The following is a 23,714-nucleotide window of genomic DNA, read 5'->3' as shown; positions in this document are numbered from 1 at the left end:
ACATGACCCCGCGCCTGCGGCTCTGGGAGATCGAGGTGCAGTTCCTGAGCCCGCTCGTCACGGCTACGGGCACCTACACGGGCCGCCGCTCGGTGATCGTCGCCCTCGACGCGGAAGGCTCAGTCGGCTGGGGTGAGGCCCCGGCGTTCCCGTCGGGCAGGGCAGGCACCGCCGAGGCCGCATACGCCACCCTTTGCCGCCCCGAGATCTGGATCGATGGCCTCCCCCCGGTCCCGATCGCAGCCGCCGCCATGCAGGCGGCAAGGGCCGACGCCGCCGCCCGTTCTGCCGGGGTTCCGCTGCACCGCCACCTTGGGGCGTCGGGACGCCCGGTTCCTGCCCGCACACCCTTGGGGATCCTCGACCGGGAGCAGGCCGCCGCCGAGGCGAACCGGCTGGCCGACCGAGGCGTGCGGGCGGTGAAGGTGAAGGTGGCCCCCGACCGCGAGCTGGAGCCGGTGGGCGTGCTTCGCGAGGGAGTTCCCGGGCTCGACATCGGTGTGGACGCCAACGGGTCCTACCGGGATCCGGGCGACGACCGTCTCACCGCCCTCGACGCCATGGGTGTCTCCTTCATCGAGCAACCGTTCCCCGCCGAAGATCTCGACTCTCATGCAGCCCTGAGGCGGCGCCTGCAGGCGGTGGTGGCCCTCGACGAGAGCGTCCCCGACGAGGCTGCGGTGCGCCGAGCACTCGCCGCCGGCGCCGCCGGGCGGGTGGCGGTGAAACCGAACCGGGCGGGGCTGGCCGCCTTGCGGGCGATACTCGACCTGTGCTCGGCGGCCGGCGTCGGCGTGCAGGTGGGGGGGACCTTCGACACCGCCATCGGGAGGAGGCACCTGTTGGCGCTGGCGACGCTGCCCGGGGTGGACGACGCCGCCGTCGGACCCCCCAACGGTTACCTCGCCGCCGACCTGGCGCCCTACCCGGACGCTGTCGACGGTGCGGTGGCGCCCGAGGAGGCCCCCGGCATCGGGATAGATCCCGACACCGAACTCCTCGATCGGACCTGCATCCGCAAGGCCGAGGTGTCCCTCGAGAGAGCCGCCCTCAATCCCCCCAGAAGCGCTGCTCCCTGAACGGGTCGCCGTACATGTGGTAGCCGTTGCGCTCCCAGAAGCCGGGCCGGTCGTGGTCCAGAAGGTCGAATCCCCGCACCCACTTCACCGACTTCCAGAAATACAGGTGTGGAACTACCAGCCGCAGCGGCCAGCCGTGATCCGGGGTCAGATCCTCGCCACCGTGCCGCCAGGCGAAGAGGTTGTCCTCCCGGGCGAAGTCCTCGAGAGGGAGGTTCCCGGTGAAGCCGTGCTCGGCCCGGACCAGGACATGGGTGGCGGTGGGAAGCGGCGACACCAGCGAGAGCACCTCCGTGGTCGGTACCCCCTCCCATTCGGTGTCGAACCGCGACCACTTGGTGACGCAGTGGATGTCGGCCACGATCGACCGCCGCCGCAGTGATCGAAATCCCTCCAGGTCCCATCGTCCCGGCTTCCCCACCAGACCGCCCACCGTGAACTCCCACTCTGCCGGATCCACGGTGGGCACCTCCCCGGCGTGGAGCACCGGGAAACGATCTGTGTGGTACTGGCCGGGAGGGAGGCGGGCCGGATCGATCCCCCCCTCGGAGAGACCGGCTCGGTTGCGCTCGAAGAACGACGGCATCGACCGATGGTACCCATGGGGTACCGACGTGGCCCCGGTACGCTCGCAGCGATGGATCTCGACACCGCTGCCGAGCCGACGCCCGAACCGGCTGCCGATCCCGCCCCGACCCGAGCCGGCAGGCGCTGGCCTCTTGGCCTGCTCACCCTCATCTTCGTGGGTCTGGTCGCCGGCGGCGCCGCCCTTCTGGGAGGCACCGAGGGCGACGCCGCCGACACCTCCCTCCCCTCGCTGGGCCCGATCCCGACCGTGGCCGGCGACACCGCCCCCGACTTCGAAGTGGACCTGATCGACGGCACCCCGTTTCGACTGTCGACCCATCTCGAGGAGGACGGCCGGCCGGTGGTGCTCAACCTCTGGGCCTCGTGGTGCACCCCGTGCCGGGCGGAGATGCCGGCGCTCGACGCCGCCGCCACCGCCCACCCCGAGGTTCTCTTCCTGGGGGTGGCCGTCGAGGACGACCCGACGGCGGCCGCCGGGTTCGCCGCCGAGATCGCCGTCTCCTACCCGCTGGCGATCGACGAGGCGGAGCGGGTGGCACGCCGCTACCCATCACCTGGCCTGCCAGCCACCTACTTCATCTCGACGGACGGCCTGATCGTGAAGACCGTGTTCGGCAGGCTCGACGAGGCTCAACTCGATTCGCTGCTGGAGACGGCGTTCGGACCGTGAGGCCTCAGTCGACGTCACCCAGGTAGACCGGGCCCGGGTCGCCTCCGGTCATGTAACGGCGGATGGCCGGCACCAGTGAGGCCGGATAGAAGCGAATGCGCTCCAGCTCGGGCCCGGTGACCCACACCACTTCCTGCTGGTAGGAATCCACCTCGCTGGGCTCGGAGACCACGCCGGTCGGGGTGGCGGCGAACATCACCTCGATGGCGTGATCCTCGGGATCGAAGGGGAACTCGGTCCGACGGGCGGCAATCAGCTCGCGCACCCAGAGCAGCCGGCCGGGTACCACCTCGAAGCCGGTCTCCTCGGCCACCTCGCGCACCAGGGCTTCGTGAAGGGTCTCTCCGGGGCGCTGCCCGCCGCCGGGCACGATGTGCCAGTCGGGCCGAGCGTCACCCGGTGTTCGGTTTCGGGTCACCAGGAGCCGACCGTCGACGACGACCACCGCCTTCGCCGACGGTCGGAAACGCTTCGGCTCCGTGGATGTCACCTTCCCCGCCAACGCGGCTTGCGCTTCTCCACGAAGGCGGCGACACCCTCGGCGGCGTCTTCGGTGGCGGCCACCGCCGTCAGCCCGGCGTGAAGGCGCTGCAAGGACTCCTCGAACGCCATGTCCTCGACGGCGTAGAAGGCGTCGCGACCGAGGCGCAGCACCAGCGGGCTCATCGAGGCCAGTTCGGCGACGACCAGGTCGACCACGGTGTCCAGCTCGTGCCGGGCCACGACACGCGACACCACACCGAGACGCCGCGCCTCCTCGGCGTCGATGCGACGCCCGGTCATCATCAGCTCCAAGGCCGCCTTCTGGGGCATCACTCGCTGCAGCACGGCGGTGATCATCATCGGCCACAGGCCAACCTTGATCTCGGGAGCCCCGAAGGAGGCATCGTCCACGGCTATCACCACGTCGCAGGCGGCGGCGATACCGAACCCGCCGGCAAGGGCGTGTCCGTTGACCCTGGCCAGCGTCGGCTTGCCGCAGTCCCGCATCGCCATCAGCAGCCGGGCGAGGGCGGCCCTCTCACCGTGCCCGGCGACCGGCCGATCGACGAAGCCTCCACCGAGGTCGCCCCCTGCGGAGAACGCCTGGTCGCCGGCGCCGGTGATCACGATCACCCTCACCTCCGGGTCGGCAGCGGCGCGCACGATCAGTTCGGCCATCTCGTCCATCGCCGCGTTGGAGAGGGGGTTGCGCCTCTCCGGATCGTCGATGGTGACCGTGGCCCGTGGCGGTGTGACCTGGTAGCGAAGCATCAGTCCTCGGAGGCGGGCGCCCGAGGCTAATCCGGGTCAGCCGGCGATGGCGCCCTCGCGCTCCAGCACCCGGCGCAGGGCGGCGACCACCTCGGGATCGAAGTCGTAGGCGGCACCGCGGTGCAGGGTCTCCATGGCCTCCAGTGGGCCTGCACCCTCGGAGCTCCCGTCACAGAACGCGGAGGCGGTACGGACCACCTGCGCCTCGACCGGGAGGGAGCGGTCGCGCTCCTGGCCGGGTTGTCGGTAGGGGCTGTTCATCACGGCGACGATCTCGGCGACCTCCGCCAGATACTCGGACTCCCCGATGATCGCCGCGCTCCAGCCGCTGACGTCGGCGAGGCTGTACTCGCCGGCGGTCACCGCCGGGTTGGCGAGCACCAGCCGGCCTATCCCGTGCAGCAGGGCGGCGAACTCGACCCGGTCCAGGGCCCGGCCGCCCAGACCGAGCTGTGCCGCCACCGCGGTGGCCAATGCCGCCGTTCGCTCGGAATGCCCATCTGCGACCAGCCCGCCTGCTTCGGGGATCCGGCCCAGGGCGTGGATGGTCTGCCGGTAGGTGTGGCGGGTACGTTGCAGGCGCATCATGGCCAGGTACCCGAATGCCGTCGGGAGGCCGGCGAGGAGGAGCGACCAAGCCCCCATCTCGGGGACGGTGATGGCGAACATGGCGGCGGCCGCATACAGCACCGTGTACGCAGGCCAGTCGGCGAAGGCGCGCACCATCAGCAGCCGGCGAGGTGTGAGCCGTCCTCCGGCGCCGGCGCGAAGGAGCGTGGTGACCATCAAGCCGATCGTCGCCGACGCCGCGAAAGCGGCGAGCACCAGCGGATGGTCGACCTGGCGTTCGGGGAACAGGAGAACGGCGGCGCAGAAGACGGCGCCAAACGATGCCACCCCTGCAGCCTCCGAGGGAATGCGGGACCGCGCGGTGGCTCCCCACGGGACCAAGTGGGTTGCGGCGACACCCATGGGGAGTGCCACCGCCCCGGCGGCCAGCACCAGGATCGGGGAACCACCGCTGGCCAGGGCGAGACCGCCTGCCACCGCCGGGGTGAAGGAGACCCCCATACCTGAGGGTGTCGGCATGAGCGGCACCTGGGCCAAGGCGTAGAGGCCGACGACGAGCAGCCCGATCGGGCCCGGCCACCGGGCGGCCAGGGCTCCGGTGCCGACAGCAGCAGCGACCAGGGCGACAGCGAGGCGACGACGGTCAGGCACGGATCGAACGCTCCCGGACCAGGCGCTCCACCGCCTCGGAGGACTCCCGCTCCGGGGAGCCATACGCCTCGCCACGCTCGATGATGGCCCCGATGAGCGCCTCCACCTCGACCTGGCCGAGGTCGAGGGCGCGCTCCCGCAGCCGGGCGAACGCCTCCCGCTGGGTGATGGCCGCCCGGTAGGAGCGGGTGCTGGTCATGGCGTCGAACTCGTCGGCGATCACCAGCAGCCGCTGCTCCTGCGAGAGCGGCACCCGCGACGGATCATGGACCAGATGCTGGGCGGCGGCGATCTCCACCATGGGGGCGAGGAAGTCGACCGTGGCGAGGACGCGCTCCACCGGCTGCATCCGCTCGGTCATCACCCGGTGGTCTTCCGGGGTGAGGGGCCCCTGATGGTGCAGCAGCCCGGATGGGACCGCCACCTTGCCCACGTCGTGGATGAGTGCCGCCCATCGCATTCGCTCCAGCCGCTCAGGGGCCAGCCCGAGGCGGCCGCCGGCGATCTGAACGAAGTGGGCGACCCGTTCGGTGTGCCCCTTGGTGTAGGGGTCGATCGCCTCGAGCGCCTTGACCAGGCCGCGCACCGCATCCTCGTGAGCCACCCTGAGCTGCGAGTAGGTGTGGAAACCCATCTGGCCGACCAGGAACACGATGAACATCAGCGGGAGGATGACCGGGCCCACCATCACATAGGCGGCGCCCAGGATCCCGCCGAAGCCGCCGAGCACGGCGAGCGCCAGGTGGTTGGTGAGCATCTTCGACCACGGCCGCAGGGTTCGGTCGGGGTAGAGGATTCGCACGATGAAGCGCACCAGTCGGAAGTTGACCCAGTCGTAGACGGCCGCAGACAGGGCGGCCCCGGCGGCGAGGAGCGGAAGGTGCGACGCCTCCACGGGGCCTTCGGGGAGGAAGGGGAGGAAGACGGCGGTGCCCACCGCCGCCGAGATCACCAGCTGACCGAAGTTGGCCGCAGGGCGCCTCCAGTTGCGCTCCCTCAGGTCGTCGGGGTGGAGGACGGCGACGGCGGCCATCAAGGACACGGCGAGCACCGCCGACTCCGGCCCGAAGATCACTGCAGCGGTGAATGCCGCCATGATGGAACCCGACACGAAGAGCCGGTCGTTCACCTCCACCGATGCGAAGTCCAGCACCACGAAGGCTGCCGCCAGAGTCGCCCACAGCCACATCGGATCGGGTTCCGATTGGATGATGAAGAGCACGACGAGCACGGCGATGCCTGTTGCTGCCAGGCATGCTGCCAGGACTGCGCCCTTGCGTTCGTTGGGTCTCATGTTGGTTGGGTAGGGGGTTGCCCGGGTGTCAGTTGATCAACCGACCCGCCAGCTCATTCGAACCGGCAAGCCTTCGGCTTAACTCCCACGGTCTGCCACATGTCACTTACCGCTTCCCTTCCTGAATCTCGTCGCCTTCCCTAGTCCGGCGACGGATCGATCCGCTTCGCTCTCTCTCGAGTGCTAGCCAGCCGTACGTGACCCGGGCAACCCCGGAGGTCGCCTGCGTACCTCATCGGCACGCGGGGCGCCCACCTCAATGTCAAAGATGGGCCGCCACCGGCGGCCTCACCTACCCACCCGGATGACTCCGGGCACCAAAAAACGGACGCCCCTGCACATCGCAGGGAGACGTCCGCCCGAAGACACGGTAGCGCATCCCGGTAGGTTCTGGGGAGGATTTCGCGGCTTTTCGCAGGGATCACAGCCGGTCACCACGGTGGCTACGCTTGGTGGCCACGGCGGAGGGACCCGTACCCGGCCTTCCCACCCTGCGGAGGGGATGTGGACATCCACGAGATCGAAGAGACCCTGGCGAGGCTGCCCTCGGTGAGGGCGGTGCGCGTCACCGGCAACGGCGACGGCGTCTCGGAGGTGCACGTGCTCGCCTCGCCGCAGAAGGCGCCGAAGCAGGTGGTGCGCGACGTGCAGACCCTGGCCCTGGCACGCTTCGGGGTCAGCATCGACCGGCGCGCCATCTCCGTCGTCTCCATCGGCCCCGAGAACCTGAGCGACGGCGATGATCGTCCGGCCATCAAAGGCGTTCACGAGATCCCGGAAGGGGCCCGGACCACGGTTGCGGTCACCCTCCACTGGTACGGGGAGGATCATGTCGGAACCGCCACCGGCCCCGCCTCCCCGGCGGCTCGCATGCGCCTGGTCGGCGAGGCGGCGACCCGGGCCGTGGAGGGCCTGCTCCCCGGCGAAGCCCTGGCCCTGGACGCCGTCGGCGCCACCGCCATCGGCATGCGCACCGTGGTCGTCGCCGTCGTCGTCTCCACCGGAGACCGGGGAGAGGAGATCGCCGTGGGGTCTGCGATCAGCCAGGGCGACGAGTCGGAGGCCGTGGTGCGAGCCGTGCTCGACGCCCTCAACCGGCGCATCGTCCGGCGCGACTGAACCCCGACGGTGTCGCCGCTTCCCGTCTCCGAGTACCGGGGTAGCGGCGCCGTTGCGGTCACCCCCCACCATCTGGCCACGGAGGCCGCTCTCTCGGTGATGAGGGAAGGCGGCAACGCCGCCGACGCCGTGATCGCCGCCAACGCCGTGCTGGGCACCGTGCTGCCCACGACCTGCGGGGTGGGCGGCGACCTGTTCGCCATCGTCCACCGCCCGGGAATGGAAGCCCCGGAAGTGCTCAACGCCTCGGGTCGGGGGGGATCGGGGCTCGATGCCGACGCGCTGCGAGCCGGCGGGCTGAAGGCGATCCCGAGGCGCTCGCCGGAGTCGATCACGGTGCCCGGATGCGTCGACGGATGGGAGGCCCTTGCCGGCCGCCACGGATCGCGCAACCTGGCCCGACTCCTGGCACCGGCGATCTCCCTCGCCGAGGACGGCTTCGAGGTGTCGAAGGAGCTGGCGGACGACCTGGTGCGGATCGAGGGCGTCGTCGCCGGCCAGGATCCGGCCCGTGCCCTGTACCCGGGCGGGTCGCCACCCCCGCCCGGCACCGTGCTGCGGCGCCCCGATCTGGCCGGAACGCTTGGCGCCATCGCCACCGAGGGACGCCACGCCTTCTATTCGGGGAGGGTGGCGGCCGCGATCGTGGCCGCCACCGATGGCGTTCTCGCTGCCGCCGACCTCGAAGCCAACCGGCCGGACTGGGTGCCGGCGCTCGGGGCCGATCTCTTCGGCCTCCGGGCATGGACGGTCCCGCCCAACAGCCAGGGCTACCTGACGCTGGCGGCGGCGACCCTCTTCGAGGCGCTCGACGCCGATCCGGACCCCGCCGATCCCGCCTTCCATCACGCCCTCATCGAGGCGTACCGGGCCGTGGCCTGGGAGCGCGACCTCCTGGTCTCCGATCCGTCCACCGCCCCCATGGACCCGAGCGAACTGCTCGACCGCGCCCGGCTGCTCCCCCGGATCCGGCGAATCTCCGACCACGGGGTGTCCCGATGGGCTGCCCCCCGTCGCCTACCCGGAGGAACCGCCTACTTCTGCGCCGTTGACCCTTCGGGGATGGCGGTGTCGTGCATCCAGAGCAACTTCACCGGAATCGGAAGCGGGATCGGAGCCACCGGCACCGGGGTGTTCCTCCACAATCGTGGCGCCGGGTTCACGCTCGAGCAGGGACACCCCAACGAGGCGACACCGGGAAAGCGGCCGATGCACACGCTCTCGCCGACCCTGTGGACCCGCTGCGATTCGGTGGCCATGCTGCTCGGCACCAGGGGTGGCGACCAGCAACCTCAGTACCTCCTGCAGATGGCGGCCCTCATCCTGGCCGCCGGGTTGTCGCCACCCGAGGCGCAGCGCTCCTGGCGCTGGCATGCCGAAGGCCGCAACCGATATCGCTCAGTCCTCTCCTGTGAACTCGGGGTGCCTGAAGAGGTCGTCGCCGGCCTGCGCGCCCGAGGGCACGCCGTCGAGTCCGGCCCCGGACTGCGACCGGGCTGGGGGCCGGTCTCGGTCGTCGCCGTGGCGCCCGACGGCACCAGGTGGGCCGCTGCCGACCCCCGCGTCGGGACGGCCAGCGCCGGGGGAACCTGAGCGGCCCACCGCCGACTGGCCGGAGAGCATCCTCAGGGCGGCGGCCCGCCGCTGCTGATGGGCCCGCAGCCGGGCGCGCCGGGTGAGGTAGGCCAGGGCCGCCGCAAGCAGCAACAGGCCAAAGATCATCACCGCACCGACAATCCATTCCTTGGAACCGCCCAGGGTGGACCCCGACTCGTCGTACAGCGCCTGGCGCCACTGCTCGTCGAGGTCTGCCACGGCTGCCGGTTCAGGGTCAGCCAGGATCGTGGCGTCCCCGGCGTCCATGACGAACCCGGCGAAGTCGCCCATCCCCCCGTACGGCTTCTCGGGGTCGAACAGGAGCGGGTCGGTCATCGCCCCGGCCATCCAGTTGAACGGTGGCCACGGCTCGGCCAGGCCGATGTTCTGCCGGACCAGGGCGTTGTGCACGCTGTCCACGGTGGAGTCGAGGCGGTTGCGGTAGAGGCCCTTCACGTCTTCGGCCAGGACCTGGGGATAGAGGCCCTCGCCCAGACGCCACAGCCAGACGTGCACCAGCCCGTTGCGACCGGCGTCGATGGAGGGCGTGATCAGGTAGGCGGACACCACCACCACGCCCTCGGATCCGAAGGCGGCAGCGTGGAGCCGATGGAACTCGGGCCAGCCCAGGGCCTGGGCATCCCACGGAACGGCGTTGGGAAAGATGCAGACTTCGATACCGCCCACCGACCCCAGGTCGGCCTCGAGCATCCCGGCCAGCCCGCCGAACTCGGTTGCGTAGCGATCCATCAAGGCGTCCCCGATGCCGGCGCCGAGCAGCCTCAATGGCCCTTCGGTGCGCTCCTCCACGAACGTGGTTTCGGGGAACCGCCCCGCACAGCCGACCGGCCCCTTGGCGCCCGCCGTTGTCGGCAGGAGGACCGCCACCAAGGCGGGAACGACGGCGAGGATCCGAGCCCGGTTCATGTTGGGCGATGGTACGACCGCCACGGCCCAAGAGGGAATCGCCCCACCGCCCCCAGAAGACCCTAGGGGCGTACAATTGCCGGGTGCGCCGTTCAGCCAAGATAGGAAGTGCCATCGTCGGCGTCGGAGCCGGAGTCGTGGCTGCTCTGTGGATGCTTCGAGACCGCATCTTCCGGCCAGAGACCAGTCCGGTGACCCCCGCCGAGGCACCGGCATTCCGGGTTGCCCCACCTCCGACTGCGACACGGGCCGACGCCGACGACCTGAGTGAGATCAAGGGGATCGGCCCGGTGTTCAAGGGTCGTCTCGCCGCCGCCGGAATCTCTCGGTTCGACGAGCTCGCCGCCGCCGATGCGAACGCAGTCGCCGAAGCCGCCGGCGTCACCGAGGCCAGGGCGAGCGATTGGATCGCCCTGGCCCGTCGCCGCTGAAGCCTTGCCCTACCTCACCACCCCCGAGGACCTCGGCGTCCTCATCGAAGGAGAGCCTGCCTTCCGCGTCGATCAGCTGCGGCAATGGCTGTACCGCCGTCCCGTCATGACCACCGACGAGATGACCAACCTCCCGCAGTCGGTGCGCACCGCCATCGGCGACCGCCTGTGGCCGATGACCGTCGAGGCGGAGCGAGCCGGCGACGATGGCTCGACCGTCAAGTGGCTGTTCCGCTCCCCGGACGGGACCGCCTGGGAGTCGGTGCTCATGGGGTATCCGCGCCGCACCACGCTGTGCATCTCGAGCCAGGCGGGATGTGCCATGAGATGCACCTTCTGCGCCACCGGCCAGTTCGGTTTCGAGCGGCACCTCGACGCCGGGGAGATCTTCGCCCAGGTCGCATGGGCCAACGCCAGGCTGGCGACCGAGCCACTGCCCGGTTCGCCGCCGAGGGTGACCAATGTGGTGTTCATGGGCATGGGTGAGCCGCTGGCCAACTACCCGAACGTTCGCGAGGCGATCCGCCGCATGGTCGACGTGGCCGGGATGTCGGGGCGGTCGGTGACCGTGTCCACGGTCGGCATCACACCGGCCATCGACCGCCTCGCGGCCGAGCCGTGGCCGGTGACCCTGGCGATCAGCCTCCATGCCGCCGACGACCACCTCCGCCAGCAGCTGGTGCCCATCGCAGCCCGGTATCCACTGGACGGCCTCATCGAGGCTGCGGAGCGCTTCCGCCGCTCCCATGGCCGAAGGGTCAGCCTGGAGTGGGCACTCATGGACGGGATCAACGACACCCCGGAGCAGGCGCGATCGCTGGCATCGATCGCTCGAGAGCTGCAGGCCCACGTGAATGTCATCCCGCTCAATCCGACGCCGCTCGCCCCGCAACGGCCGCCGTCCGAGGAACGGGTGGCCGCGTTCGTGGCCGATGTCCGCCGCCATGGCGCCAAGTGCACGCTGCGCGACACGCGCGGCGCCGAGATCGACGCCGCCTGCGGCCAGCTGCGGGCCAAGGCCCCGGCTTGACCGGCACCGGCTCCCTGCCATCCTCGACATGACGACCACAGGAGCACCGATGCAGCCCGGAGACGAGGCCCCACAGTTCACCCTGCCCGACGAGACCGGTGTCCCGGTGTCGCTGAGCGACTTCGCAGGCGGCGGACTGGTGATCTACTTCTACCCGCGCGCCTTCACCCCCGGCTGCACACTTCAGGCCTGCGACCTGCGCGACCGGCACGATCTGTTCACCGCCGCGGGATACTCGGTGGTCGGCATCAGCCCGGATCCGGTCTCGCGCCTGGCCCGGTTCCGGGACAAGCACGACCTGCCCTTCCCGGTCCTCTCCGACCAGCACCACACAGCCGCCAAGGCATACGGTGCCTGGGGCACCAAGCGCAGCTTCGGGAAGGAGCACGAGGGAATCATCAGGTCGACGTTCGTGATCGGTCCCGACGGGCGCATCCTCGAAGCGTGGAAGAACGTGCGCTCCGGCGGCCATGCCGACCGCCTCCTGGCCGCAATCGGGGATGCAGTCGGATAACCGGCAGCCCCCTATACAATCGCCGCCGGTCCATGCCCCGTTTCCCCAAGCTCCGGTTGACGCGTCCCAAGTGGCTTCCCCGCTTGCCGCGTGCGCTGCGCATCGGGCTGCTCGCCGCGGCGGCGACAGCCGGCGCCGTCGGACTCGCCTTCGCCGCCGACCGCGCCACCAACGGAGGAGAGATCCTGGGAACCGTGGTCGTGGAAGGGGTGGACATCGGCGGACTGAACGCCTCCGACGCCGCCGAAACGCTTCGCCTGTACGAGGACTCCCTGCGGGACCTCCCGGTCGTGGTGGAGGTCGCCGGCAGGACCTTCGAGCTCGATCCCAAGGCCATCGTCTTCGACCTGGACGAGGACGCCGCAGTCGCCGAGGCGATGCGCAACGGACGCGACGGGACGGTGCTCGCCCAGTTCGGCTGGTGGGTGCGCAACTTCGTCGCCGGGAACGAGACGCTGGAAGCCGGATTCTCCTACGACGAGGCCCTGCTCGCCGAGATCATGCGCCAATGGGAGATCGAGGGCATCGACGAGCCCGCATACGCCGGTGACGTCCGCGTCGAGGACGGCGCGATCGTCGTCGAGTACCCGGCCCAGGGCACGGGAATCGACACCGACCAGGCGATCCCGCTCATCGCCGCCGCTCTGCAAGACCCCAACCGCTCCCCGGTGACCCTCCCCACCCGCTTCCTGGAGCCGACCACCACCGCCGAGCAGATCGATGCGGTCGCCGCCGAGGCCCATGCCATGGTCGACGAGCGGGTGAGGCTGACCAACGGCGACCTGGGGACCGAGGTCACGTTCGATCCCACGCTGCTCATCGAGGCGCTGATCATCACTCGAACCGAGGATCCCGACGGCGGGGTCGGGTTCTCCCTCTCGTTCGATCCGGCGCCGCTGATCGCCCACATCGAGTCGATGGGGCCGGCCCTGGAGACCGAAGCCGTCGACGCCGAGATCGTCATCGACGACGAGGCCGAGACCGTCGAGATCGTTCCCAGCATCCCGGTGACGGCGCCAGACACCGACCGGCTCGTCGATGCGATCCTCGCTGCCATCGACGCCGAAGGCAGGCAGGGCGACCTCCCGTACACCGTAGTGCGCGAGGCCGAGTTCTCCACCGCAGATGCCGAGGCCCTGGGCATCAAGGGCGTGATCGGTGAGTTCACCACCAACCATCCATGCTGCGCCAAGCGGGTGATCAACATCCAGCGCATCGCCGACGCCGTCGACGGGGCGCTGGTGATGCCCGGGGAGCTCTTCTCGGTCAACGACCATGTGGGCAAGCGCACCGTGGACAAGGGCTATGTCTGCGCCGGCGCCCTGCAGGGCGGCGAGCTGGTCGAGGAGGGTGAGATCTGCATCGGAGGCGGCACCAGCCAGTTCGCCACGACGCTGTACAACGCCGTGTTCTTCGCCGGGCTCGAGGACGTCTCCCACACCCCGCACTCGGCCTGGTTCAGCCGCTACCCGGAGGGACGCGAGGCCACCATGGGATGGCGCTCACCCGAGCTCATCTTCCGCAACAACACCGAGAACGCCGTCGTGATCCGCACCTCCCACACCGACACCTCGATCACGGTGAAGATCTACGGCGACAACGGCGGCCTGCTGGTCGAGGCCGGGCTCTCCGGCCGCTACAACCACACCTCGATCACGACGGTGAAGAGGCAGAACCCGGAGCTGGCGGCCCCGTACTGCTCCGAGGAGACGGCGAAGGTGGCGCAGAACGGCGCCGGCGGCTGGTCGGTCACCGTGTACCGCTACATCACCTACCCCGACGGCACCAAGACCACCGAGTCCTGGCCGCACCGCTACGCCGGCATGTGGAAGATCCTCGAGTGGGACGAAGCCGATCCGACGTGTGCCCCTCCCGAGACGACCACGACCACCACCACGGTGCCGTAGTCAGAGGCCGGATGCCACCGCCACCTGGAAGATGAGGTTGGCGGCGAGGATCGAGGTCTGCGACCGGTGGTCGGTCATCGGGTTCACCTCGTCGAAGCACCACCCATCGACGCCCGGGGCCAGAGCCACCAGGAGATCGAGCAGCTGCCTGCTGGTGAGGCCGCCCGGCTCGTGCCACCCGACACCCGGGGCGTGTGCCGGGTCGAGCACGTCGATGTCGACTCCGACGAACAGGTGGTCGGCCGCCGAGATCAGCGGGTCGAGCACCTCGAGCACCCCATTCACCCCGATGGCGTCCACGCGCGTCGCAGGGATCTCGGTCAACCCGACCGAGTCGATGAATGCCTTGGATGACGGAAAGTTGAAGTTCCGAGTCCCCACCTGGGCGCTGCATCGTGGATCGACCCGTTCCAACTCCAGGGCCCGGCGCATCCCGCTCGACTGGCTGTGCATCCCCTGAAGCGGGTTTCCCGCCGTCAGGTCGAGGTGGGCATCGAAGTGGATCACGGCCACCCGCCCCGCAACGGCGTCATGGACCCCGGCGACCGCCGCAAACAGAACCGAGTCGTCCCCACCGACGACGACCGGAACCCGCCCGCCTGACACCAGCTCACAGACGCGCTCCCTGGTGGCGGCAAGGGTCGCCATCAGGTCGTGGGGAACCACCGCCACATCACCGGCGTCCTCGAGCCGAGCGGGATCGAACGGAATCACCTGGTCCCGGTCGATCCAGTAGATGGCGCCGTCTTCGACCCGCATCTTCATCCAGCCGAGGTTGCGGCGCACCTCGTCGGGGGCGTATCGCGCCCCGGGCCACCCCAGGGTGGCGGCACCATCGAAGGGCACGCCGAGCAGGGCGAGGGGCTTCACCATCGCAGCAGCATCGATCCCCAGGTGAGCCCGCTGCCGAACACTGCCACCGCCACCAGCATCCCTGGCTGCAGCACGCCGGCTTTGCGGGCCTCGTGCATTCCGATCGGGATGGTGGCAGCGCTGGTGTTGCCGGTCCACTCGATGGTGTTGAACACCTTGCTCGCAGGGATTCCGAGGTCCTTGGCCACCGCCTCGTTGATCCTCAGGTTGGCCTGGTGGAACAGGAACAGGTCGACCTCGTCGAGGGTGTGCCCGTTGGCGGCGACGGCCTCGTGTACCGCCTCGTCCATGCGGGCCACCGCATGGACGAAGGTGAGCCGGCCGTTCATCTTGGGATGGTGGGCACCGGCGTCGATCAGGTCGTGATCGATGAAACGAGGGAAGGCCATTCCCGGCGCCGGGAGCCACAGCTGATCGGCGAACCGCCCGTCCGAGTGCAGATGGGTGGAGAGGATCTGCGACTCTCCGGCTCCGACCACGTCGCACCCCTCGAGAATCACGGCGCCGGCACCGTCGCCGAAGATCACCGAAACGTCCCTGCTCTGCGTGTCGAGGTGCAGCGCCTTGGAGTGGATCTCGGCACCCACCACCAGGACGCGCTGCATCGCCGCTGAGCGAATGAACTGATCGGCGATGGCTGCGGCGTAGACGAACCCACTGCACTGCTGGCGCACATCGATGGCAGGGATCCCGACCGGGGCGTCGAGCTTGGCCTGGAGAAAACAGGCCGTGCCCGGGAAGAAGTGATCGGGAGTGAGCGTCGCGACGAAGATGGCATCCAGATCGCCGGGCTGCAGGCCGGCATCGAGCAGTGCCGCCGATCCCGCCTCGAGGGCCAGGTCGCTGGTGGCCACCTCGGGGTCCACCCAACGCCGCTCCCTGATGCCGGTGCGCTGCACGATCCAGGCGTCGGAGGTCTCCATCACCTTCTCGAGCGCGCGATTGGTCACCACGCCTTCAGGCAGGAACGCCCCCACCCCTGTGATCCTCGACCGCAGCACGCAGCGCAGGCTAGTGACCCGCCCCGAGGGCATCCGGCGCAGACGCCTGGTTACGATCCGTCATCCCTCCCAACCTGCACCCGGAGACTCGATGAGCCTCAGCCCGAATGCGGAGACAGGCGACGGTCATGGAGCGCCGAGAGATCCCGGCCGGCGCCCCGGGCGGCCGGGAGATGCCGACACCGATCGGATGATCCTCGACGCCGCCTACCGGTCCCTACGCGAGGCGGGGTACGCCCGCATGTCGGTCGAGGCGGTCGCAGCGGCAGCCGGCGTCGGTAAGGCCACCCTGTACCGGCTGTACCCGGACAAGGCGTCGCTTGCCGCCGCAGCCTTGGTGGTGCGGCTGGCCGGAATCGAGCCACCGAGAGGCGATGACCCGGAGTCCTTGCTGCGGGAGATGTGTGAACGGTTCCAACGCGCCCTGATCGAGGGGATCGGGCTCGGGGTCATCGGAACCCTGATGGTGGAGATGTCCAGGCATCCCGAACTGATCGAGGCGTTTCGGACCGCAGTGACCAGGCCGCGACGGTTGCTCGCCGCCGAGGCGATCAAGGAGGGCCGACGACTCGGCCTGGTTCGTGGCGGAGTCGATCCCGACCTGGTGGTGGACCTCCTCACCGGACCGATCCTGATGCGCGCCCTCCACTCCGGGGAGGTCGCTCCCGGGTACTCGGCCAGGCTGTTCGAGTGGGTTTGGGCGTCGATCCGGGCCGACTAGACGTCCCGGATTCCCTCGATCATCGCCCAGATGCCCCCCACCACCAGCACTGCTCCGAGCGCCACCCCGAGGGATGCGAGCAGCCGCCTGCCGAGATCCCGACCCGGGAAGAGCGCCAGCCCGATCGCCAGCCCGAAGGCCACGGCGTGGGCGACCACGGTCGCCCACACACCCACCTGCCCGGGAAGGGCGACGGCCAGCAGCAACACCTGAGGGCTGAGCAGCAGAGGAAACGCCACAGGCCAGACGCCGACGCGCCAGCCGGCGAGTGGGGGCTCGACCCGCGGCTCCGGCGAGAAGGACATCACCGTCCCGGCTATCACCGCCACCAGGCCGGTGGCGATGAGGAAGGTCTCCGGGGAGATCTCAAGGATGTCGAGCACAGTTCCGGACGAAGCGGCGATCGCCGCCACCACCGCAACCGAGAGCCCGAGGCCGACGCCGGCTGCCGGCCCGCCCAACTGGTCGGGAAGAGCGATGCGAGTGCGAGGCGGGTTGACCGCCGCCACCACGAGCAACACGAGCAGGGCTCCACTCACCTCGATTCCTCCTCCAGCAGGGGCAGCACCGCCAAGAGACCCGAGAGCACATGCTGCTGATCGTCCATCTGTGTGTAGTCACGGTAGAACCAGGCGCCTGCCACCAGTTCCGGCCGATCCCAGGCGAGCGCCTCCTGCGACCCCACCTGACGCAGCACCATGATTCCTGCCGTGCACAGCATCCGGGTCTCGACGTTGGGGAGCAGATCGGCGAGGCGGGCGTCGGAGCGGGCCAGCCGCCAGAGGGCACCGATGCCCTCGGCGGCGGTGCCGACCCCGGCAGGCGGTCCCGGATACCAGCGCAGAAGGAGGTTGATCCCCTCTCCTCGCCGCTGAGCCTCGAACCGGAGGCGAATCCCGAAGTAGCCGGCGAGCCTCCTGGCGTAGTCGACCCGAACGCCGTTGAGCAGCGAGGGATCGAGGTCGGCCAGGGTGTAGGCAGCCCAGTGATCGGGAAGCCGGGTGATCCGCCCTTCGACCCGATCACGGGAGGTGGCCATGTGATCGACGGTGCGCGCCGCCGCCTCGCCCCAGCCCTCGCCGGGAAAAGCCCGGTCGAGAAGGGCCAGCGCCCAGGCCGCCTCCCCCGTCGAATACAGCGAGTAGGTCGGCCAGGGCGCCTGCTCGGCGTGGTCCCACGAGTCGAACACGCTGCCATCGGGCTGCTGCTGCACCAGCAGGAACCTCCCCACTCCCCGCATCAGGTCGTCGTGGACGGGATCGCCGGTGGCCATCCGGCGCAAGGCCAAGGCGGCGAGCAGCAGAGAGTTGGGCCCCACGGGCACCCTTCCCAGCGGGTTCCATGCGAGCCAGTCGTCCACCTCCAGGATGTCGCCAAGGGCGAAGTCGACGCCTCGATCGGCTGCCTCCAGGGCCTCTTCCGAGCCGAGGGCGTCGTAGGCCTGGTACAGCGACATCACGACTCCGCCGTGACGCGCCGCGTTGTAGTCCCCGTTGACCACGTCGCCGGAGCGGTCATAGCCGTAGACGAAGCGCCCATCGACCGCCTGGTTCCCGGCCAGCCAGGCCACCGCTGCCTCGGCCGAACCGCGCACCGCCTCCACCGTGACCGGAGGGCACACCTCGGCGGGGACCACCGCCACCCGGAGAATCAAGGCTCCGACGAGGAGCACGGACACCCTGGCGAACAGGCGGCGACCGACGATCACCTTCGCTCTCCTCTTCGAATCGTGTCGGACACGGCCCGCAGAATCTAGGCGGAGCCGACACCCGGTCGGCGTGGGAACATGTGGGGCGTGACCATCGACCTGCTCCTGATGCTCGCCCTTCCCGCATCCGGGAAGTCGGAGATTCGCCGTTACCTGGAACACCTCGGACCCGATCGTTGCGCGGAGCTCTACCTGGGACCGACCGTGCAGGTGGACGACTACCCCTACGTGCACCTGATGCGACGCATCTCCGAAGAGCAGCGACGCCTCGGCCACGAGCCCGCCTTCTTCGACGATCCCGATTCGTCCTTTCGCGACCGCAGGGATTGGCTGACCCTCACCCGCCTCATCGGAGAGGACATCGCCTCGCTCACCGACGATGCCCCTCATCGCCGGGAGCCAGAGCACCTGATCCGGCGGCTGACCGCCGCCCGCCAGGCTGTCGGGATCGACGATCCCGAGCTCCGAGGAGGGCCGGAACTGGCAGAGGCCATCGCCCCGGAGGCAGCAGTGCTGACGGCGAACCTTCCCCGACTCGGACCGGACGGCTCGGACGGGGCGACCACGATCGTCGAGCTCGCACGGGGCGGACCACACGGCGCCCGCCCCCCGCTCCCCGCTCCGCTGGGATACGCCCACTCGTTGCCGATTCTCGGTCCCGAGGCCCTCGGCCGCGCATCGATCCTGTACGTATGGGTGACACCCGAAGAGAGTCGGCGCCGCAATCGAGAGCGCGCTCTGCCCGGCGCGGAGGGGGACGCCTCGATCCTCCACCACGGGGTACCCGAAGAGGTGATGCTGCTCGACTACGGGATGGACGACATGAACTGGCTGCAAGAGACGTCGCCGGTACCGGGCACCATCGCCATCGCATCAGGGGACGACACCTTCTTGATCCCGATCGCTCGCTTCGACAACCGTGTGGACCGCACCTCGTTCCTGCGCGACGATCCGTCCTCGTGGGACCCGGATGCCGTGACCATGGTCCATGACGGCCTGGCCGATGCTCTCGGGCGGCTCGTGGAAGGGGTTGCGTGAGGTACCAACCAGCGTTCGACTCGGTCACCGGACAGCCGTATCTCCCGGTCGTGCAGCGCGGCCGGGCGCTCCTCGAGGAGCCGCTCCTCAACAAGGGGACCGCCTTCACCGATGCCGAACGACACTCGCTGGGACTGGCCGGGTTGTTGCCGCGCCACGTGTCGACCCTGGAGGAGCAGGTGGAGCGAACCCTCGATCAGCTCACCGACAAGGCCGACGACCTGCAACGCCACATCTACCTCGCCGGGCTCCACGACCGCAACGAGATCCTGTTCCACCGGCTGCTGCTCGACCACGTCGAGGCGACGGTGCCGATCATCTACACGCCCACCGTGGCCGAGGCCTGCCGTCACTGGAGTCGGATCTTCAGGAGGGCGCGCGGGCTGTATGTGACGCCCGACGATCGCGGCGACGTGGAGCGCCTGTTGCTCAACTACCAGATGCCGGAAGCGGCCGTGATCGTGGTCACCGACAACGAGAGGATCCTCGGGATCGGGGATCAGGGAGCGGGCGGGATGGGGATCCCGATCGGGAAGCTGGCGCTGTACTCGGCGGCAGCAGGCATCCACCCCTCGCTGTGCCTGCCGGTGTCACTCGATGTGGGCACCGACAACGCCGAGCTGCTCGACGACCCCCTGTACCTGGGGTATCGCGCTCCCCGGCTTCGGGGCGACGCCTACTGGGATCTGGTGGACGAGCTCGTGGATGCCGTGCGAACCGTCTACCCCGGAGCCATCCTGCAGTGGGAGGACTTCGGCAACCAGACATCCTTCCGTCACCTCGAGGCCCATCGCCAGACGATTCCGTCGTTCAACGACGACATCCAGGGAACGGCGGCGATGGTGGTGGGGGGGCTCCACGTCGCCATGCGGCTGCAGCGGGCCCGGCTGCGCGACCAGCGAGTCGTCGTCGCCGGCGCCGGTTCGGCAGGGGCCGGAATCGCAATGCTGCTGCGTAGCGCGATGGTGAGCGACGGCCTCGGCGAGGCAGAGGCCCGCAGCCGCATCCTCGTCACCGACAGCAACGGCCTGGTGATGGCCGGCGAGGCCCGGGAGCACAAGGTGGAGGTGGCGGCCGACCCGGCTCTGGTCTCGGGATGGGACACGACACGGGGCCGCCTCGACCTGGCGACGGTGGTCCGCAATCACGGCCCGTCGGTGCTCATCGGCGTCACCGGAAGGCCGGGAACCTTCACCGAGGAGATGATCCGCGACATGGCGGCCGCCCACCGGCACCCGGTGGTGATGCCGCTGTCCAACCCGACGGCCTCGGTAGAGGCGACCCCCGAAGCGGTGATCCGCTGGTCGGATGGAAGGTGCCTGGTGGCGACCGGCAGCCCGTTCCCTTCTGTCGGCTCCGGCTCCGACGAGCGCCTGGTGGGGCAGGCGAACAACGTGTTCGTGTTCCCCGGACTCGGTCTGGGAGCGATCGTCGCCCGGGCCCGGAGCATCACCGACGGCATGCTGCTCGCCGCCGCCCGAGCGCTGGCGGATTCGGTCTCCAGGGAGCGATCCAAGGCGGGCGCCCTCTACCCGTCGATGACGGACGTCCGCCAGGTCTCGCGCACGGTCGCCCTGGCGGTGGCCGAGCAGGCGACCGAAGACGGGGTGGCGCCGGCGCTCTCCGACCCGGAACGATCGGTGGACCGGGCCATGTGGGACCCGGTGTACCTCCCCTACCGCCCCGCCTGAGCAGGCCGGCCTATCCGCACTCCGAACCGTCGATGGCGGTCGGGGACGACGATCGACCCTCCATGAGCCGTTTCACCTCCGCCTTCACCCGCTGCTGGTTGAACACCGGAAGGCCCCGATAGTCGACCTTGTCGGCGTAGTAGCCGGGCTGGATGGCGGCGGTCCCGATGTTGCTGCGGTCCATCTCGGCCACCACCTGTACCAGGTCGGGAAGGATCTCGACGGGAATGTCGGTCCGGGTGTGGCGTTGGATCGCCGAGGCGATCCGGTCGAAGCGAATGATCACCGTCTTCAGGTCCATCTGACCGACGACCTCTCTCACGAAGCAACGCTGCCGCCGCGTGCGAACGATGTCGTTGCTGTCGGTGCGATTGCGCACGTAGGCGAGGGCGGTGCGCCCGTCGAACCGGTACCGGCCGGGCGAGATCTCGATGACGATCTCCTCGTCCCCCTCCTTGGCGGGCGACATGCGAACGTGCATCGACTCACGCGATGTGACCGAGACTCCCCCGAGGGCATCGACGAGGTCGACGAACCCGGCCATGTCCACCAGGACGTAGTAATGGATCGGTACCCCGAGTGCGTAGGAGAGGGTGTCGCGCAGCGCCGCCATCCCGGGCCGGGAGGTGTTGGGATAGGTCCGGGTGTACTCCCTGGTGAACGGATAGATGGCGTTGATCCGATCCAGCCAGCAGCAGGGGTCGAACTCCTCGGGCAGAGGATCGGTGGCCTTCGAGTAGCCGCCCTCCTCGGCCGCCTTGGCCAGGTCGAAGATGCTCTGTTGGCGTTCGAGGATCCCCTGAGAGGTGCGCAGGAACGGCGGCAGTGGCACCCCGGTGATCTCACGCGAGATCGTGATCAGCACGCCCCTACCGGTCTGGAGATCGATCGATGCCACGATCATCGTGTCGGTTCTCAATCCGCCCCTTCCCGGTCCGGCGTCGCCGCCGGCGAGAAGGACCGTCACCCGGTTGGTGCCGAGCTCGGCGGCGAGCTCCCGGCCGGGCCCTTCGAGCCCGACCAGCTGCTCGGTGGGCTCGAAGGGCTCGATCTCGGGTGGCAGCCCGGGGATGGTGGGGCGGGTGGTCGTCATGGGTTCGGTCGTGGTCGTCGTGGTCTGGGGCGGCCGATACCGCTCGAACGCCTCGGTCACCACGGCCTGCGACGGGAAGACGGTCTCCAAAACCCCGAGCAGGGAGAGCGCCCGGGTCATGACCAGCAGGTGGGGCACCACCAGCACCAGCGCCAGCAGTGACCCCAGGGGAACGACTGCCAGGATCCTCATCGGGGGCCGCTCCAGGATGAGGAGGTCGACCACGGCAACGAGTCGCCACAAGCCCAGGAGCAGGTTCCCGGCGACGACGGCGCGCACCCATCTCGGCTGCACCAGCAACCGGACCAGGCCGATCTCGCCCTTGCGCCACAGCCAGACGGCGAAGGCGATCACCACGAGATCGGCGGCGAAGAACACCAGGGCGCGCCGACGCCTTCCCACCAGGAAGTGGCCGGCGCCGGGAACGAGGATCGACAGGATGGAGCCCACGAGGATCTTCCATCCCGGGGTGCCATCGGCTGCGATCGGACCGGCTTCGCTTTTCATAGCCAGGACCTGCACCCCATGTCGCTGTGACGCTCCCAGGCTACCGATGGTTCCGTCGCCGCAGTCGCGGCACCTCCAGCGGACGCCGCCGCCGCAAACATGCGCTCCGCCTCCGAAGGATGGGAGAATGCCGCCCGTGACCTACCGGCGACCGCCTTCGGTGTTCTCGGGACCCAACCTGCCCTACTGGGTCGCCATCGTCGTCTCGATCTCCCTCTTGACATGGTTCATGCTCACCCAGGATCCGTTCGCAACGGACGAAGCCACCGCATCGACCACCACGCAGCCCTCCGGCACCGACACCACCCAGGCCGGTGATCCGGGCACCACCCTTGCCGGGGAGACAACCACCTCGGCCAGCGTGCCCCTGCCCGGCCAGCCGCTGCAGGGCCTGGCCGCCGAGATCATCACCGACCAACTGGCCGCCCCGACCTTCGCCGTGGTGGCACCCGGCTCGGAAACCATCTACGTCCTGGAACGCCGGGGGACGATTCGCGCAGTCGATCCCGAGACCGGTGCGGTGAGCCCGTTCCTGGACATAATCTCCAAGACGAACGCCGACAAGGGAATCGAGCTCGGGCTGCTGGGGATGGCGTTCCATCCCGACTTCGAGACCAACCGCCGCTTCTTCATCTACTACACCGACGTGGAGCACGACTCCGCCGTCGTCGAGTACCTGATGGGTCCCGATGGCCTGCCCGACCTCGCCTCCGAGAACCGGATCATGGAGATCGACCGGCTCGCCAACGGGCTGCGTCACAACGCAGGGATGATGCAGTTCGGGCCCGACGGGTACCTGTACATCGCCTCCGGCGACAACGGCCAGTACGACGTCAACCCGCAGGACCCCGACATCCTCCTCGGGGTGATCATGCGCATCGACGTCGATTCGGGCACCCCATACGGCACGCCACCCGACAACCCGTGGGCCGATGGCAGCGGTGCTCCCGAGGTGTGGGCGATCGGCCTGCGCAACCCGTGGCGCTTCACCATCGACACCCCCGAGAACACGATGTACGTCGCCGACGTGGGTCAGAGCACTTGGGAGGAGGTCAACGCCGTGGCCCTGGAGCCTGTCGGCTACAACTTCGGATGGCCCGAGATGGAGGGACGCTCGTGCTGGTCGCCGGCCACGGGCTGCACGACGGCGGGCATGGTGATGCCGGTGGCTCAGTACAGCCACGAGGAGGGGTGTTCGGTGTCGGGTGGATACGTGTACCGCGGCACCGCCATCCCCGAGCTGATCGGCCACTACTTCTTCGGAGACTGGTGCAACGGCTGGATCCGCTCGTTCCGTCTCGAGGAAGGTGTGGCCGGCGAGATCACCGACTGGAGCGGCGACCTGGGCAACGTGGGCCAGCTCGCCTCCTTCGGGGTCGACGCCGACGGTGAGCTTCTGTTCGTGACCTCCAACGGCACGCTCGCTCGCCTGGTACCGGTGCGCTGAGGCGG

The 23,714-nt window shown here is 69.4% G+C and carries 22 protein-coding genes; 12 read left to right on the top strand and 10 right to left on the bottom strand.

Annotated elements, in window-relative coordinates; all coding sequences use genetic code 11:
- The first annotated feature begins 2 nt into the window (after positions 1 to 2).
- Positions 3 to 1,079 (top strand): enolase C-terminal domain-like protein, encoded by a 1,077-nt coding sequence (locus tag QY307_10020; GenBank protein WKZ82404.1) that lies wholly within the window; start codon positions 3 to 5, stop codon positions 1,077 to 1,079.
- Here QY307_10020 and QY307_10015 read toward each other — a convergent pair.
- Positions 1,051 to 1,665, bottom strand: coding sequence for a sulfite oxidase-like oxidoreductase (locus QY307_10015; protein WKZ82403.1), 615 nt, complete (start codon positions 1,663 to 1,665; stop codon positions 1,051 to 1,053). The genes QY307_10020 and QY307_10015 overlap by 29 nt on opposite strands.
- A 51-nt stretch (positions 1,666 to 1,716) precedes the next feature.
- Between QY307_10015 and QY307_10010 the strand changes: the two genes are divergently transcribed.
- Positions 1,717 to 2,337, top strand: coding sequence for a TlpA disulfide reductase family protein (locus QY307_10010; GenBank protein ID WKZ82402.1), 621 nt, complete (start codon positions 1,717 to 1,719; stop codon positions 2,335 to 2,337).
- Between the two features lie 4 nt (positions 2,338 to 2,341).
- Here the strand turns inward: QY307_10010 and QY307_10005 are convergent, their stop codons facing one another.
- Genes QY307_10005 through QY307_09990 form a run of 4 tightly spaced genes read right to left on the bottom strand, consistent with a single transcriptional unit; the run spans position 2,342 to position 6,106 of the window.
- Positions 2,342 to 2,827, bottom strand: a complete 486-nt coding sequence (locus tag QY307_10005) for an NUDIX domain-containing protein (GenBank protein WKZ82401.1) — start codon at positions 2,825 to 2,827, stop codon at positions 2,342 to 2,344.
- Complete coding sequence (locus tag QY307_10000) at positions 2,824 to 3,591, bottom strand: enoyl-CoA hydratase-related protein (protein WKZ82400.1); 768 nt, start codon at positions 3,589 to 3,591, stop codon at positions 2,824 to 2,826. The genes QY307_10005 and QY307_10000 overlap by 4 nt, the downstream gene beginning before the upstream one ends.
- Positions 3,592 to 3,627: 36 nt before the next feature.
- Positions 3,628 to 4,812: a hypothetical protein gene (locus tag QY307_09995; protein WKZ82399.1), complete on the bottom strand. Its 1,185-nt coding sequence runs from the start codon at positions 4,810 to 4,812 to the stop codon at positions 3,628 to 3,630.
- Positions 4,805 to 6,106, bottom strand: a complete 1,302-nt coding sequence (locus QY307_09990) for an HD domain-containing protein (GenBank protein ID WKZ82398.1) — start codon at positions 6,104 to 6,106, stop codon at positions 4,805 to 4,807. Before QY307_09990 ends, QY307_09995 begins: the two co-directional genes overlap by 8 nt.
- Positions 6,107 to 6,610: 504 nt before the next feature.
- On the opposite strand from QY307_09990, the gene QY307_09985 reads away from it, so the two are divergent.
- The 6 genes from QY307_09985 (at position 6,611) to QY307_09960 (ending at position 13,630) form a co-directional block, all read left to right on the top strand.
- Positions 6,611 to 7,225 (top strand): hypothetical protein, encoded by a 615-nt coding sequence (locus tag QY307_09985; protein WKZ82397.1) that lies wholly within the window; start codon positions 6,611 to 6,613, stop codon positions 7,223 to 7,225.
- A gap of 9 nt (positions 7,226 to 7,234) precedes the next feature.
- Positions 7,235 to 8,818, top strand: a complete 1,584-nt coding sequence (locus QY307_09980; GenBank protein WKZ82396.1) for a gamma-glutamyltransferase — start codon at positions 7,235 to 7,237, stop codon at positions 8,816 to 8,818.
- Between the two features lie 1,013 nt (positions 8,819 to 9,831).
- Positions 9,832 to 10,179, top strand: coding sequence for a helix-hairpin-helix domain-containing protein (locus QY307_09975; protein ID WKZ82395.1), 348 nt, complete (start codon positions 9,832 to 9,834; stop codon positions 10,177 to 10,179).
- A 4-nt stretch (positions 10,180 to 10,183) separates the two neighbouring features.
- Positions 10,184 to 11,209, top strand: coding sequence for a 23S rRNA (adenine(2503)-C(2))-methyltransferase RlmN (gene rlmN, locus QY307_09970; protein ID WKZ82394.1), 1,026 nt, complete (start codon positions 10,184 to 10,186; stop codon positions 11,207 to 11,209).
- Between the two features lie 49 nt (positions 11,210 to 11,258).
- Entirely contained in the window at positions 11,259 to 11,723 is a 465-nt protein-coding gene (gene bcp / locus QY307_09965) for a thioredoxin-dependent thiol peroxidase (protein ID WKZ82393.1), read from the top strand.
- A 32-nt stretch (positions 11,724 to 11,755) separates the two neighbouring features.
- Positions 11,756 to 13,630: a VanW family protein gene (locus QY307_09960; GenBank protein WKZ82392.1), complete on the top strand. Its 1,875-nt coding sequence runs from the start codon at positions 11,756 to 11,758 to the stop codon at positions 13,628 to 13,630.
- On the opposite strand, the gene QY307_09955 is transcribed toward QY307_09960, so the two are convergent.
- Together QY307_09955 and QY307_09950 are read right to left on the bottom strand one after the other, a co-directional pair.
- Positions 13,631 to 14,503, bottom strand: coding sequence for an arginase family protein (locus tag QY307_09955; GenBank protein WKZ82391.1), 873 nt, complete (start codon positions 14,501 to 14,503; stop codon positions 13,631 to 13,633).
- Positions 14,497 to 15,504, bottom strand: a complete 1,008-nt coding sequence (locus tag QY307_09950; GenBank protein ID WKZ82390.1) for a beta-ketoacyl-ACP synthase III — start codon at positions 15,502 to 15,504, stop codon at positions 14,497 to 14,499. Before QY307_09950 ends, QY307_09955 begins: the two co-directional genes overlap by 7 nt.
- A gap of 91 nt (positions 15,505 to 15,595) precedes the next feature.
- Here QY307_09950 and QY307_09945 point away from each other — a divergent pair, with 91 nt between their 5' ends.
- Positions 15,596 to 16,225, top strand: coding sequence for a TetR-like C-terminal domain-containing protein (locus QY307_09945; GenBank protein ID WKZ82389.1), 630 nt, complete (start codon positions 15,596 to 15,598; stop codon positions 16,223 to 16,225).
- Here QY307_09945 and QY307_09940 read toward each other — a convergent pair.
- The gene (locus QY307_09940) at positions 16,222 to 16,764 is read right to left on the bottom strand and encodes a hypothetical protein (protein WKZ82388.1); all 543 of its coding nucleotides are present in this window, start codon (positions 16,762 to 16,764) and stop codon (positions 16,222 to 16,224) included. The genes QY307_09945 and QY307_09940 overlap by 4 nt on opposite strands.
- On the bottom strand, positions 16,761 to 17,933 hold the full coding sequence (locus QY307_09935; protein WKZ82387.1) for a hypothetical protein: 1,173 nt from the start codon (positions 17,931 to 17,933) through the stop codon (positions 16,761 to 16,763). Before QY307_09935 ends, QY307_09940 begins: the two co-directional genes overlap by 4 nt.
- Before the next feature lie 87 nt (positions 17,934 to 18,020).
- Between QY307_09935 and QY307_09930 the strand changes: the two genes are divergently transcribed.
- Positions 18,021 to 18,971 carry a hypothetical protein gene (locus QY307_09930; protein WKZ82386.1) on the top strand — a complete coding sequence of 317 codons (951 nt, stop codon included), beginning with the start codon at positions 18,021 to 18,023 and terminating at the stop codon, positions 18,969 to 18,971.
- Positions 18,968 to 20,662, top strand: coding sequence for an NAD-dependent malic enzyme (locus QY307_09925; GenBank protein ID WKZ82385.1), 1,695 nt, complete (start codon positions 18,968 to 18,970; stop codon positions 20,660 to 20,662). Before QY307_09930 ends, QY307_09925 begins: the two co-directional genes overlap by 4 nt.
- A 10-nt stretch (positions 20,663 to 20,672) precedes the next feature.
- Here QY307_09925 and QY307_09920 read toward each other — a convergent pair whose 3' ends face one another.
- Positions 20,673 to 22,262, bottom strand: coding sequence for an LCP family protein (locus QY307_09920; GenBank protein ID WKZ82384.1), 1,590 nt, complete (start codon positions 22,260 to 22,262; stop codon positions 20,673 to 20,675).
- Between the two features lie 127 nt (positions 22,263 to 22,389).
- Between QY307_09920 and QY307_09915 the strand changes: the two genes are divergently transcribed.
- Positions 22,390 to 23,709: a PQQ-dependent sugar dehydrogenase gene (locus QY307_09915; protein WKZ82383.1), complete on the top strand. Its 1,320-nt coding sequence runs from the start codon at positions 22,390 to 22,392 to the stop codon at positions 23,707 to 23,709.
- Positions 23,710 to 23,714: the final 5 nt, after the last annotated feature.

It is taken from the genome of Acidimicrobiia bacterium, from assembly GCA_030584185.1.
Taxonomy (GTDB): Bacteria; Actinomycetota; Acidimicrobiia; order Spongiisociales; family UBA11373.
This window is presented reverse-complemented; position numbering and strand designations above follow the sequence as displayed.